The sequence below is a fragment of the Actinoplanes sp. KI2 genome (assembly GCF_025630775.1).
GTDB lineage: Bacteria > Actinomycetota > Actinomycetes > Mycobacteriales > Micromonosporaceae > Actinoplanes.
This window is the reverse complement of record NZ_JAOSZE010000016.1, coordinates 71,357-83,781: the sequence shown is the minus strand read 5'-3', so window position 1 is coordinate 83,781 and position 12,425 is coordinate 71,357. Positions and strand designations below refer to the sequence as shown.

The window sequence follows — 12,425 nt, the reverse complement described above, 5'->3', positions numbered from 1 at the left end:
GGGCCGACATGAAGATCGCCGTTACCGGCTCGATCGCGACCGATCATCTGATGCATTTCCCGGGCCGGTTCGCCGACCAGCTCATCGCCGACCAGCTGCACAAGGTCTCCCTCTCGTTCCTCGTCGACGACCTGGTCGTCCGGCGCGGCGGGGTGGCCAGCAACATCGCGTTCGGCATGGGCAAGCTCGGCCTCAGCCCGATCCTGGTCGGCGCGGTGGGTGCGGACTTCGCCGACTACCGATCCTGGCTCGAGCGGCACGGCGTCGACTGCGACTCGGTGCACGTCAGCGAGGTGGCGCACACGGCCCGCTTCGTCTGCACCACCGACGACGACCTCAACCAGATCGCCTCGTTCTACGCGGGCGCGATGGCCGAGGCCCGCAACATCGAGCTCGCCCCGGTCGACGAGCGGGCCGGCGGCCTCGACCTGGTGCTGATCAGCGCGAACGACCCGGCGGCGATGATCCGCCACTCGCAGGAGTGCCGCGACCGCGGTTTCAAGTTCGCGGCCGACCCGTCGCAGCAGCTCGCCCGGATGGAGGGCAGCGACGTGCTGACCCTGATCAGCGGCGCCGACTACCTGCTGACCAACGAGTACGAGCGCTCGCTGCTGGAGTCCAAGGCCGGCCTCACCGGCGAGCAGGTCCTCGAGCAGGTCAAGATCCGGGTGACCACGCTCGGCAAGGACGGCGTGGAGATCACCGGCCGGGACATCGAGCGGATCCACGTGCCGGTCGCCCGGGACGTCATCCCCGGCGACCCGACCGGCGTCGGCGACGGTTTCCGGGCCGGCTTCTTCACGGCCGTCTCCTGGGGGCTGGGGCTCGAGCGGGCCGCGCAGGTGGGCTCGCTGGTGGCGGCGCTGGTGCTGGAATCGGTCGGCCCGCAGGAGTACGACATCCGCGGCGACGAGTTCGGCAAGCGCTTCGCCGACTCGTACGGTGACGTGGCGGCCGCCGAGATCAAGCCGTTCCTGCCCGCCTGACCGGTCACGTCCATGGTCCTCGCCGTCTTCGCCGGGCTGCCCGGTGTCGGGAAGAGCACGCTCGCCGAGCGGGTGGCCGCCGAGCTGCCCGCCGCGGTGCTCCCCGTCGACACGGTCGATTTCACGATGCAGCGCTACGAGGTCACCGAGTCCCGGCCGGGCTATGCCGCGTACGGGATCGTGGCGGCGCTGGCCGAGGTGCAGCTGCGCATCGGCCACCACGTGATCATCGACGCGGTCAACCCGGTGAAGGCGGCCCGCCAGCTCTGGGTCGAGCTGGCCGAGCGGCTCGGCGTGCCGCTGCGCGTCGTCGAGGTGGTCTGCGGCGACGACGCCGAGCACCGGCGGCGGGTCGAGGCCCGGTACGCGGCCCGCGATCACGACGGCGTCCCGGACTGGGTGCGGGTGCTGGAGCGGCAGAGCGAGTACGAGCCGTACCTCGGGCCGCGGCTGGTGGTGGACACCTGCCTGGCCGTGGAGCCGGTCGCGCCGGTGGTCGAGTACCTCAGCTGATCCGGCTGGTCGAGTACCTCAGCTGATCCGGCGGACGTCGAAGGCATGCCGCTCGGGGGAGCCGAGGTACTCCTGCTCCTTCATCCGGCACCACGCGGGGATGTCGTTCGCCGCCGCCGGGTCGTCCGCCAGCACCCGGATGACCTCACCCACGCCGACCTCCCGGATGTGCCTGGCCAGGGCGATCACGGGGAGCGGGCACTTCTGGCCCAGGCAGTCGATCACCATTACAGGCCGGCCTGCTTCCTGATTTCTTCCACCATCCCCGGCAGAACGGACAAAAACCTGTCGACCTCCGCGGCGGTCGTGCCGCGGTGCAGCGAGACCCGCACGTTGCCGTGGCTGAGCACGCCCATCGCCTCCAGCACGTGACTCGGCCGCAGCGTCGACGCGGTGCAGGAGGAGCCGGACGAGACCGCGAAACCGGCCCGGTCCAGCGCGTGCAGCAGCGCCTCGCCGTCCACGTACAGGCAGGAGAAGGTGACCAGGTGCGGCAGCCGGTCCGCCGGGTCGCCGACCACCTCGACGTCCGGCACGGTCGCCGCCACCCGGTCCCGGATCCGGTCGACCAGCGCGCTCAGCCGTGCCGTCTCGGCCCGCGACTCGGCCAGCACGGCCCGCAGACTAGCCGCGGCGGCCACCACGGCCGGCAGGTCGAGGGCGCCGGTCGCGCCGGGGCGATAAAGATCATCCTGCGGGTACGGTGAGATCCACCGCACACCCTTGCGCACCACCAGGACGCCGACCCCGGGCGGCCCACCCCACTTGTGCGCGCTGGCGCTGAGCATCGACCAGCCCGGCGGGACCGGGTGGCGGCCGATCGACTGGGCGGCGTCGACGTAGAGCGGGACGCCGGCCTCCGCGCAGAGCTCGGCCGCCGCGGCAACCGGCTGCACCGTCCCCACCTCGTGACTGGCGCTGATCAGGCTGGCCAGGGCCACCCCGGGCGTCCTGACAGCCGTTTCCCAGGCGGCCAGGTCGAGGCGGCCGAGTTGATCCACACCGACCGCCACGGCCTGACCTTTGGCGGCCGCGTGCAGGACGGCCGAATGCTCGATGGCCGAGTGGACCAGCGTGTCGCCCCGGCGCCGTCCGCCGGCGAGTCCACCTAGCACCGCTGCCTGCGCCGCCTGCGTACCGGAAGACCAGATCGACACCTCGTCCGGGCGTACGCTCAATGCTTCGGCGAACGCGGCGTGCGCCGCCTCTCTCAGCTGTTGCGCCCGCCGGCTCGCGGCATACAGGCGCGACGGGTCCGCCCAGCCGTCGGCCAGCGCCGCGACCAGCGCCTCCGCCGCCACCGGATGCAGTGGAACAGCGGTCGCCGCGTCCATGTAGGCCGCTGCTCCGGCGGGAACGCCCATGTATTCCACCCTGCGAACGGTATCGTCCGGATGTTGAAGGGTTGCGCGGGCGTTGAAGATCCGACCCCCCGGAACCGGACGGTAGGGCCTGGTCGAGTAGTGTGCGACCGTCGGTGACGCCTTGCCGCCCGTGTCCGTTTCGGGCGAGGGCGACGCGGCTAAGGGAGGCAGAAGCAGGTGGGCGCAAAGAGTTCGGCCGCGCGGCCGCGAGCGGCAGTCCGGATCGCCGGGCTCGGTCTCGGAGCCGTGGGGCTGCTGTTCCTACTCTCGGGCTGTTCGCTGCAGAGTTTCGGGAGCGCGTTCGGCAACTTCGGCTGGCCCAGCAACGGCATCAGCCTGCAGGCTCACCGGATGTACGACCTGTGGATCGCCGCGGTGATCGCGGCCCTGGTCGTCGGCATCTTCGTGTGGGGCCTGATCTTCTGGTGCATCATCCGGTACCGCAAGCGCAGCGACGAGCTGCCGGTGCAGACCCGGTTCAACATGCCGATGGAGGTCCTCTACACGGTCACGCCGATCCTCGTGGTGGCGGTGCTCTTCTACTACACCGCGATCGTCCAGACCGACGTGGACAAGCTCTCCAAGAACCCCGACCAGATCGTCCAGGTCACGGCGTTCAAGTGGCAGTGGGAGTTCGACTACCGCGACGGCATGGGCAAGGACGCCAACACGGTGGTCTCGACCATCGGCTCGGCCGACGTGATCCCGCTGCTGGTCCTGCCGGTCGGGGAAAAGATCCGGTTCGAGGAGACCTCGAAGGACGTCATCCACTCCTTCTGGGTGCCCCAGCTGCTGTTCAAGCGGGACGTCTTCCCGGGCAGCGTGCGCAACGTCTTCGAGGTGACCCTCGACAAGACGGGCCACTACGTCGGCCGGTGCGCCGAGCTGTGCGGCACGTACCACGCGTTCATGCAGTTCGAGCTGGTGGTGGTCTCGCCGGAGAAGTTCGACCAGTACATGACCGCCCGCAAGGGCGGCGCCTCCACCCAGCAGGCCATGGTGGCGATCGGCGAGCCGCCGTACGCGACAACGACGGAGCCGCTGAACACGCGGCGCCAGGCGAACAGCTGGAACCAGAGCAACGCCGTGGCTTCGGGAAAGTAGGGGAAGCGACGTGAGGACCGAATACAAGATCTTCGCCGGGGTGGCCGGCTTCCTGTTCGCCGCCGCCACCCTGTACGGCTTCTGGACGCACGGCGCGACCGGCCACATGGAGTGGATCGGCGTGGTCGCGCTGATCCTGTCCGGCCTGCTCTGCTCGATGTGCGCCACGTTCTTCTGGTTCGTGTCACGGCGTATCGAGCCCCGCCCGGAGGACCGGGAGGACGGCGAGATCGCCGAGGGCGCCGGCGAGATCGGCTTCTTCAGCCCGGGCAGCTACTGGCCGTTCGGCATCGCGCTGGCGGCCTCGGTGGCGGGCATGGGCCTGGTGTTCTGGATGTGGTGGCTGATCGCGGCCGGCCTGATCATGGTGATCGTCGCGGCCAGCGCGATGCTCTTCGAGTACTACTCCGGCACCCGCCACACCGCCGAGCACTGAGCTGGCCGGCTCCGCTTCGCTCCAGGTGGGGCGGTGGTTGCGGTTGGCCGGGTGAGTCGCGTGGGGGGACTGTCTCGTGCGGCTGGGCTGGCTGGCCCGTTGGGCGGTGGTTGCGGTTGGCCGGGTGAGTCGCGTGGGGGACTGTCTCGTGCGGCTGGGCTGGCTGGCCCGTTGGGCGGTGGTTGCGGTTGGCCGGGTGAGTCGCGTAGGGGGACTGTCTCGTGCGGCTGGGCTGGCTGGCCCGTTGGGCGGTGGTTGCGGTTGGCCGGGTGAGTCGCGTGGGGGAGTGTCCCGTGCGGCTGGGCTGGCTGGCCCGCTGGGCGGTGGTTGCGGTTGGCCGGGTGAGTCGCGTGGGGGGAGTGTCCCGTGCGGCTGAGCTGGCTGGCTCCGCTTCGCTCCGCGGGCGATCGCCCCTTTTAGGCTGATGACGAGAGGCCGGTTTTCGACACCGCAAACCCCGCGGCGCCGAAAACCGGCCTCTCGTCATCAGCGGGGCGATCGCGGGCCGTTCCCGGTCGAGGGGCGCCCCGCAGACGCTGGGGTTTGCGCGGGCCGCAGACGCTGAGGTTTGTGCTGGCCGCAGACCGCTGAGGTTTGTGCTGGCCCGCTGACGCTGGGGTTTGTGTGGCCCGCTGACGCTGGGGTTTGTGCTGGCCCGCTGACGCTGGGGTTTGTGTGGGCCGCAGACGCTGCGGTTTGTGTGGGCCGCAGACGGCGGGCTTGTGCGGGGTGTGTGTGGTTAGGCGGCTCGGCGTTGTTGGGGGGCTATGGTGCGGCGGGGGGCCTCGGGCTTCCACCACAGGTGGACCACGATGGGTGCCACCACCTCGGCGGCGCCGCAGCGGGTGCAGACCAGTTCGGGGCAGTCGTCGTGGCCCTCGAAGCAGGGCGGCACCTCGAACATCATGTCGCCGTCGCAAATGACACAGCGCAGTTCGCGTTCGGACACGGGTGGCTCCTCTGGTTGGGGATTACCCGAATGTGAATCAGACGCTGCCACGGAATTCCGGCATCGCGGAGCATTACCGGCGGCGTGTCCGCCGCTATTTCTCCTCGGCCGCCTTCGCCGCCTGCGCCGACTCCACCCAGCGGGCCAGCTGAGCGGTCACGGCGCCGGAGTCGATCGTCTCCTGTGCCCGGGCTATTCCGGCCCGCAGCGTGTCTCTGAAGTCGCCGGGGAAGCCGTCGTGCGCGGCCAGGGCGGCCGCCACGTTGAGCACCACGGCGTCGCGGACCGGGCCCGGCTCGCCGGCGAACACCCGATGCGCCACCTGGGCGTTGAACGTCACGTCGTCGCCACGCAGATCGGCGGGTTGGCTGCGGGGCAGGCCCAGCTCCACCGAGTCGATCACGAGCTCCTCGACGGCGCCGGAGCGGGCCATCCAGATCCGGGTCGGTGCGGCGGTGGTGAACTCGTCCAGCCCGTCCTCGCCGCGTACCACCAGGGCGGAGTCGCCGCGGCGGGCGAACACGGCGGCCATCACCGGCGCCATCCGCAGGTCGAAGCAGCCGACCATGGCCGAGGTCGGCCGAGCCGGGTTGGTCAGCGGGCCCAGCATGTTGAAGAACGTCGGCACGCCCAGCTCGCGCCGGGTGACCGCGGCGTGCCGCATGCCGGGGTGGTAGCGGGCGGCGAAGCAGAAGCCGATGCCGGCCTCGGCAACCGTCCGGCAGACGCCCTCGGGACCGAGGTCGAGCGGGATGCCGAAGTGTTCGAGCAGGTCGGCCGTGCCCGTGCTGGAGGAGGCCGAGCGGTTGCCGTGCTTGACCACGGTGACCCCGGAGGCGGCCGTGACGATCGCCGCCATCGTGGAGATGTTCACCGTGTTCGCCCGGTCGCCGCCGGTGCCGACCACGTCGACCGCGTCGGTGCGGGTCTTCTCCGGCAGCTCGACCAGGGTGGCGCTGGCCAGCATGGCCTGCACCAGGCCGGCCAGCTCGCCCGGCGTCTCGCCCTTCGCGCGCAACGCCGTCGCGAACCCGGCGATCTGCACCGGCGTGGCGTTGCCCACCATGATCTCGCCCATCGCCCAGCCGGTGTCGGCGGGCTCCAGCTCCTCGCCGCGCAGCAGGGCGCTCGTCAGGTTCGGCCAGGTGCGTGCGCCCATGACGGGGCCTCCGTGGGGGGTTTTGAAAACTGAAGTCGATCAGCCGAGGTGGCCGAGGGTTCCCAGCGGGACCGCGCCGGCGCGGTAGGCGCGCAGCATGCCCGCGACCGCCTGGCCGGTGGTGACCGGGTCGAGCGGGTAGGACAAGGTCTGGTCGACCTGCGCGTACGCCGCGAGCCAGCGGTCGGCGGCCCGGGCCAGCACCACGCAGACGGGCGGGGGCGTCGCGTACTCGTCCTTGGTCTGCCGGGCGATGCCGAGGCCGCCCGCGGGGGTGGCCTCGCCGTCCAGCACCATCAGGTCGATCACGTACGTGTCGAGGAGGATGCGGCACTCCTCCCAGGTGGACGCGTCCACGAACTCGACCGTGAGATCGGCCGCGGGGCGGGTGCCGATGGCCATCCGGATCCGGTCCCGTACCGCGAGGTCGTCGCTGTAGAGCAGGACCGTGTAGGTGTTCGGCTGTGCGTCGCTCATGAAAGGCCCCGGGTTTGTCGTAGGTGCGGCCTGATCGTACCGAACGTGATTATCGGACGTCCGGCGGGTTTGTGATCTTGGTCGCGGTCGCCGCCCGAGCGGCCTCCTCGGCCTCGGCCCGGTCCAGCGCCCGGTCGATGCGGCGGGCCTCCCGTTCGGACTGCTTGATCCATTGCAGGACCAGAACGCCGAGCATGACGACGCTCACGATCTCGCCGCCGGCCCACAGGATGCCGCCCGCCGTAACCTGGTCGTCCCACGGGTTTGCCCAGCTCAGGTGCAGGTTGGGGTAGTAGTCACCGGCCAGCAGCGTCTTGCTCTGCATGATGGTCAGGCCGAGAACTGTGTGGAACGGCACGGAGAGCACCATCAGCAGCGCGCGCGCCGGGTACGGCCAGCGGTTGGGCAGCGGGTCCAGGCCCAGCAGCGGCCAGAAGAACAGGCAGCCGGTGACGATGAAGTGCACGTGGACGAACTCGTGCAGCCAGGCGTGCTCGAGCGTCGCGCGGTACAGGCCGGTGAAGTACAGCACGAACGGGTTCGCGATGAAGATCCCGAAGGCGACCAGCGGGAACGTCACCACCCGGACGAACCGGCTGTGCAGCACCGACAGCAGTGTCTTGCGGCTCGTGCCGTGCAGGGTACGCAGGGCGAGCGTCACCGGGGCGCCCAGCGCCAGGAAGATCGGGCCCACCATGGTGAGCACCATGTGCTGGACCATGTGCACCGAGAGCAGCGTGTCGTCGTACGCCTCGATGCCGGTCACCGTGACCGCCGCGATGCTGCCCAGCCCGCCGGCGACGAAGGCCACCGTCCGGCCCACCGGCCAGCGGTCGCCGCGCAGTCTCAGCCGGTAGACGCCGTACCCGTAGACCGCGGCGGCGACCAGCAGGAGCAGCGAGACCAGGCCGACCGGATTGATCTCGGTGAAGATGGTGGCCGGTGAGAACGGCGGTAGATCAGTATCCCCGCCGGTGGCCAGCAACGTGGGCGTTTCGACTAACTGCACCACCTGAGGCTAGGCCTATCCGGTCGGCGCCGGTTCCTCCGGGCTGCGACTCGTGCCGGATTCCACCCCCCGCGGCACGTTGGACTGATCGCGGGGCAATAATGAGCCCGTGACAGCGGCCCCAGCCATCGACAAGAGCCGGATCCACTCGCTGACGCGACCGAACATGGTGAGCGTCGGGACGATCGTGTGGCTTTCCAGCGAACTCATGTTCTTCGCGGCGTTGTTCGCCATGTACTTCTCCATCCGCGCGGCGGACTACAGCATGTGGGAGAAGCACACGCCGATCCTCGACCTGCCGTACGCGACGACCAACACGATCATCCTCGTGCTGTCGTCGGTGACGTGCCAGCTCGGCGTCTTCGCGGCGGAGAAGGGCGACGTGTTCGCCCTGCGGCGCTGGTTCACCATCACGTTCGTGATGGGCCTGATCTTCGTGCTCGGCCAGGCCAACGAGTACCGCAGCCTCATCCACGAGGGCGTGACGCTCAACGGCGACGGTTATGGCTCGATGTTCTACCTGACGACCGGCTTCCACGGCTTGCACGTCACGGGCGGCCTCATCGCGTTCATCGTCTACATGATCCGTACGACGATGGGCAAGTTCACTCCGGCGCAGGCGACGTCGGCGATCGTCGTGTCGTACTACTGGCACTTCGTGGACGTCGTGTGGATCGCGCTCTTCTCCATGATCTATTGGTTGCGCTGACCCGCACCCGCCCATGAGTTTCAGGTCAAGAACCAGAGGGACACAGCTGATGACTTCAGGATCCCCCGCCGGGCGGCGGCGCCTGTTCCGGGGTGTTTTCACCCGGCAGCGCGGCGTGCCCAGCCGGGCGCGTCGGCGCATCGGCGCGGCGGTGCGCATGCTCGCCGCGCTCGCGCTCGCCGGCGGCGTATACACCGCGTTCGCGCCCGGCGCCTTCGCCGAGGACGGCACGACGCAGCTCTCCGCCACCGCGCAACAGGGGAAGGAGCTGTACGACAACAGCTGCATCACCTGCCATGGGCGGGGCGCGCAGGGTGTCGAGGGTCGCGGTCCGAGTCTGATCGGCGTCGGCTCGGCCTCGGTGGAGTTCCAGGTGGGCACCGGCCGCATGCCGGCCGCCCGCCAGGAGGGCCAGGCCGAGAAGAAGAAGCCGGCCTTCGACAAGACCCAGACCAAGCAACTGGCCCAGTACATCCAGGAGCTCGGCGGCGGCCCCGAGCTGCCCAAGGACGGCGTCTACACCGAGGATCTGACGCAGAACCCGGAGGCGCTGGCCCGCGGCGGCGCGCTGTTCCGCCTCAACTGCACGTCCTGCCACGGCTTCGGCGGCGCCGGCGGCGCGCTCTCCTCGGGCAAGTACGCACCGAGCCTGCACGACGTCTCGCCCGACCACATCTACGCGGCGATGCTGACCGGCCCGCAGAACATGCCGGTGTTCGGTGACAACGAGCTCACCCCCGAGCAGAAGCGCGAGATCATCACGTACATCACGGTGCAGCTGCAAGATGACAAGGATCCCGGCGGCCTCTTCAACCTCGGCCGGTACGGCCCGGTCACCGAGGGGCTGGCGATCTTCGGGGTCGGCATCACGATCCTGGTCTTCACGGCGCTGTGGATTGCGGGGAAGTCATGACGACGCTGCACGACGAGTCCCAGCCGGTCGACGTCAGCGACCCGCGCCTGAGCCGCTTCGAGATCGTCCAGGAGGGCGCCCGGCGTGACGACATCGAGATCGTCACGTACGAGTCGCAGTTCCACGGCACGGACTCGAAGGCGGAGCGGCGCGTCGTCCGCAACATCAGCCTGCTGTTCCTCATCGCCGGGATAGCCGGCCTGGCCTTCCTCGGCTTCTACATCTGGTGGCCGTGGGAGTTCGAGCTCGGCCACACGCTGAGCGACTACTACACGCCGCTGCTCGGCATCTCGCTGGGCATCGCGCTGTTCGGCATCGGCTTCGCCATCCTGGCCTGGGCCAAGAAGCTGCTGCCGCACGAGGTGTCGATCCAGAAGCGGCACGACGGCGAGTCGCCCTCCGACGAGCAGAAGATCACCGGTCAGACGATGCTCTTCGTGGCCGACGAGCTCGGCCAGGGCGTGCAGCGCCGGCCGCTGTTCAAGGGCGCGATCGCACTCGGCATGGCGCCGCTCGGCCTGGCCGCCGCGGCGCCGCTGATCGGCGGCCTGATCCAGAACCCGCACAAGGACAGCCCGCCGGCGCTGTACACGACCGGGTTCAACCCGGCGCACAACGGCGGCAAGCCGGTGCGGCTGACCCGGGCGGACGGCACGCCGCTGCGTCCCGAGGACGTCAGCACCGGTGGCCAGCTGACCGTGTTCCCCGGCATCCCCGGCGGCGCGACCAACGAGTGGGCCGACTCGCCCACCCTGCTGATCCACCTGCGGCCGGAGGACGCCGAGGTGGCGCGCCGGAACGCGGACGCCGACCCGGTCAACAAGGACCACATGTGGGGCGACTACATCGCGTACTCGAAGATCTGCACGCACGCCGGCTGCCCGGCGAGCCTCTACGAGCAGCAGACCAACCGTCTGCTCTGCCCGTGCCACCAGTCGCAGTTCCAGATCCTGGAGAACGCGCAGCCCATCTTCGGGCCGGCCACTCGCCGCCTACCCATGTTGCCGCTTACGGTGGACGAGGAAGGCTTCTTCATCGCGGCTGGTGACTACAGCTACAAGGACACCGTCGGACCCGATTTCTGGGAGCGGCCATCATGAAACGCCGGAAAGTCGACCTCGCACAGGTTCCGGGCAACCTCGCGAAGGGCGCGGACGAGCGCTACCAGGCGGCCACCCCGCTGCGGGCGCTGCTCAACAAGGTCTTCCCCGACCACTGGTCCTTCCTGCTCGGTGAGATCGCGCTCTTCTCGTTCATCATCCTGCTCCTGACCGGTGTCTTCCTGACCCTCTTCTTCGATCCGTCGATGCAGGAGGTCGTCTACCGCGGGCCGTACGCGGCGCTGCGTGGCGTCGAGATGTCGGCGGCGTACGAGTCGTCCCTGCGCCTCTCCTTCGAGGTGCGCGGCGGCCTGTTCCTGCGGCAGATGCACCACTGGGCGGCGCTGCTGTTCGTGGCGGCGATCGTCGTGCACATGGCCCGGATCTTCTTCACCGGCGCGTTCCGCAAGCCGCGCGAGGCGAACTGGGCGATCGGCGTCCTGCTGTTCCTGCTCGGCTTCCTGGCCGGCTTCACCGGCTACTCCCTCCCGGACGACGGCCTCTCCGGCACCGGCCTGCGCATCGCCTCGGCGATCATGCTGTCCATCCCGGTCGCGGGCACCTGGATCTCGGCGTCGATCTTCGGCGGCGAGTTCCCCGGCCACCTGATCATCGGCCGGTTCTACATCGCCCACGTGCTGCTCATCCCGGGCGCCCTGCTCGCGCTGATCAGCGTCCACCTGGGCCTGGTCTTCAAGCAGAAGCACACCCAGTGGCCCGGCCCGATGCGCACCAACACCAACGTGGTCGGCGAGCGCATGTTCCCGCGGTACGCGCTCAAGCAGGGCGGCTTCTTCATGGCGGTGTTCGGCACCGTGGCCCTGATGGCCGGCCTCTTCCAGATCAACCCGATCTGGCTGTTCGGCCCGTACCGGGCGTCCGAGGTGTCCTCGGCGAGCCAGCCCGACTGGTACGTCATGTTCATGGACGGCCTGGTCCGTCTCATGCCGGCCTGGCAGATCTACATCCCGATCGGCGACGGCTACAGCATCCCGCCGCTGTTCTGGCCCGCGGTGGTCGGCCTCGGCGCGCTCACCACGATCCCGATGTTCTACCCGCAGATCGAGGCCCGCCGCACCAAGGACAAGTCGATCCACAACCTGCTGCAGCGCCCGCGGGACAACCCCGAGCGCACCGGCATCGGCGCGATGGCGTTCACGTTCTTCCTGGTGGCGACGCTTTCCGGCGGCAACGACGTGATCGCCGACAAGTTCCACATCAGCCTGAACGCGATGACCTGGGGCGGCCGCATCGGCCTGCTGATCCTGCCGCCGCTGGCGTACTTCATAGCGTTCCGGGTCTGCCTGGGCCTCCAGCAGCACGACCGCGAGGTCCTGGCGCACGGCGTGGAGACCGGCATCATCCGCCGCCTCCCGAACGGCCAGTTCATCGAGGTGCACCAGCCGCTGGGCCCGGTCGACGAGCACGGCCACCCGGTCCCGCTCGCGTACGGCGGCTGGGTGGTCCCCAAGAAGATGAACCGGGTGGGCGCCCTGGCCCCCGCCATCAAGGGCTTCTTCTTCCCGGTCGAGAAGCCGGCCGAGGCCCCGGTCTCGCCGGCCCTGCCTCCCGTCTCCGGCGGGGAGCGCGAGGAGATCACCACCGGTCACTGACCGGCCAGTCATACGAGAAGGGGTCCGCTCCGGCGGGCCCCTTTTGCTGCGCTCGTCGCCCCTGCGCTGGGAAAATCGTCCGGGTTCGGGACT

General features: G+C 69.6%; 14 protein-coding genes. 8 read left to right on the top strand and 6 right to left on the bottom strand.

Annotated elements, in window-relative coordinates; genetic code table 11:
• Positions 1 to 8: 8 nt before the first annotated feature.
• On the top strand, positions 9 to 986 hold the full coding sequence (locus ODJ79_RS18450) for a carbohydrate kinase family protein (protein ID WP_263024716.1): 978 nt from the start codon (positions 9 to 11) through the stop codon (positions 984 to 986).
• Between the two features lie 12 nt (positions 987 to 998).
• Complete coding sequence (locus ODJ79_RS18445; RefSeq protein ID WP_263024715.1) at positions 999 to 1,499, top strand: AAA family ATPase; 501 nt, start codon at positions 999 to 1,001, stop codon at positions 1,497 to 1,499.
• 18 nt (positions 1,500 to 1,517) lie between these two features.
• Here the strand turns inward: ODJ79_RS18445 and ODJ79_RS18440 are convergent, their stop codons facing one another.
• Together ODJ79_RS18440 and ODJ79_RS18435 are read right to left on the bottom strand one after the other, a co-directional pair.
• The gene (locus tag ODJ79_RS18440) at positions 1,518 to 1,727 is read right to left on the bottom strand and encodes a sulfurtransferase TusA family protein (protein ID WP_263024714.1); all 210 of its coding nucleotides are present in this window, start codon (positions 1,725 to 1,727) and stop codon (positions 1,518 to 1,520) included.
• Positions 1,727 to 2,863 (bottom strand): cysteine desulfurase family protein, encoded by a 1,137-nt coding sequence (locus ODJ79_RS18435; protein ID WP_263024713.1) that lies wholly within the window; start codon positions 2,861 to 2,863, stop codon positions 1,727 to 1,729. Before ODJ79_RS18435 ends, ODJ79_RS18440 begins: the two co-directional genes overlap by 1 nt.
• A 177-nt stretch (positions 2,864 to 3,040) precedes the next feature.
• Between ODJ79_RS18435 and coxB the strand changes: the two genes are divergently transcribed.
• The gene (gene coxB, locus ODJ79_RS18430) at positions 3,041 to 3,967 is read left to right on the top strand and encodes a cytochrome c oxidase subunit II (protein ID WP_263024712.1); all 927 of its coding nucleotides are present in this window, start codon (positions 3,041 to 3,043) and stop codon (positions 3,965 to 3,967) included.
• 10 nt (positions 3,968 to 3,977) lie between these two features.
• Complete coding sequence (locus tag ODJ79_RS18425) at positions 3,978 to 4,403, top strand: cytochrome c oxidase subunit 4 (protein ID WP_263024711.1); 426 nt, start codon at positions 3,978 to 3,980, stop codon at positions 4,401 to 4,403.
• A 739-nt stretch (positions 4,404 to 5,142) separates the two neighbouring features.
• On the opposite strand, the gene ODJ79_RS18420 is transcribed toward ODJ79_RS18425, so the two are convergent.
• The 4 genes from ODJ79_RS18420 to ODJ79_RS18405 all read right to left on the bottom strand — a co-directional run bounded on the left by ODJ79_RS18420 (position 5,143) and on the right by ODJ79_RS18405 (position 7,997).
• Positions 5,143 to 5,352 (bottom strand): hypothetical protein, encoded by a 210-nt coding sequence (locus tag ODJ79_RS18420; RefSeq protein WP_263024710.1) that lies wholly within the window; start codon positions 5,350 to 5,352, stop codon positions 5,143 to 5,145.
• A gap of 94 nt (positions 5,353 to 5,446) precedes the next feature.
• Entirely contained in the window at positions 5,447 to 6,511 is a 1,065-nt protein-coding gene (gene trpD, locus ODJ79_RS18415; protein ID WP_263024709.1) for an anthranilate phosphoribosyltransferase, read from the bottom strand.
• A gap of 39 nt (positions 6,512 to 6,550) precedes the next feature.
• Complete coding sequence (locus tag ODJ79_RS18410; protein ID WP_263024708.1) at positions 6,551 to 6,988, bottom strand: hypothetical protein; 438 nt, start codon at positions 6,986 to 6,988, stop codon at positions 6,551 to 6,553.
• Positions 6,989 to 7,037: 49 nt separating this feature from the next.
• Positions 7,038 to 7,997, bottom strand: a complete 960-nt coding sequence (locus ODJ79_RS18405; RefSeq protein WP_411267339.1) for a cytochrome c oxidase assembly protein — start codon at positions 7,995 to 7,997, stop codon at positions 7,038 to 7,040.
• Between the two features lie 109 nt (positions 7,998 to 8,106).
• On the opposite strand from ODJ79_RS18405, the gene ODJ79_RS18400 reads away from it, so the two are divergent.
• From ODJ79_RS18400 to ODJ79_RS18385, 4 genes are read left to right on the top strand one after another with little or no spacing between them, the layout of a single operon-like run.
• On the top strand, positions 8,107 to 8,706 hold the full coding sequence (locus ODJ79_RS18400; RefSeq protein ID WP_263024706.1) for a heme-copper oxidase subunit III: 600 nt from the start codon (positions 8,107 to 8,109) through the stop codon (positions 8,704 to 8,706).
• Between the two features lie 49 nt (positions 8,707 to 8,755).
• On the top strand, positions 8,756 to 9,619 hold the full coding sequence (locus tag ODJ79_RS18395) for a c-type cytochrome (RefSeq protein WP_263024705.1): 864 nt from the start codon (positions 8,756 to 8,758) through the stop codon (positions 9,617 to 9,619).
• Complete coding sequence (locus tag ODJ79_RS18390; RefSeq protein WP_263024704.1) at positions 9,616 to 10,719, top strand: ubiquinol-cytochrome c reductase iron-sulfur subunit; 1,104 nt, start codon at positions 9,616 to 9,618, stop codon at positions 10,717 to 10,719. The genes ODJ79_RS18395 and ODJ79_RS18390 overlap by 4 nt, the downstream gene beginning before the upstream one ends.
• Positions 10,716 to 12,332: a cytochrome b gene (locus tag ODJ79_RS18385; RefSeq protein WP_263024703.1), complete on the top strand. Its 1,617-nt coding sequence runs from the start codon at positions 10,716 to 10,718 to the stop codon at positions 12,330 to 12,332. Before ODJ79_RS18390 ends, ODJ79_RS18385 begins: the two co-directional genes overlap by 4 nt.
• Positions 12,333 to 12,425 lie beyond the last annotated feature (93 nt).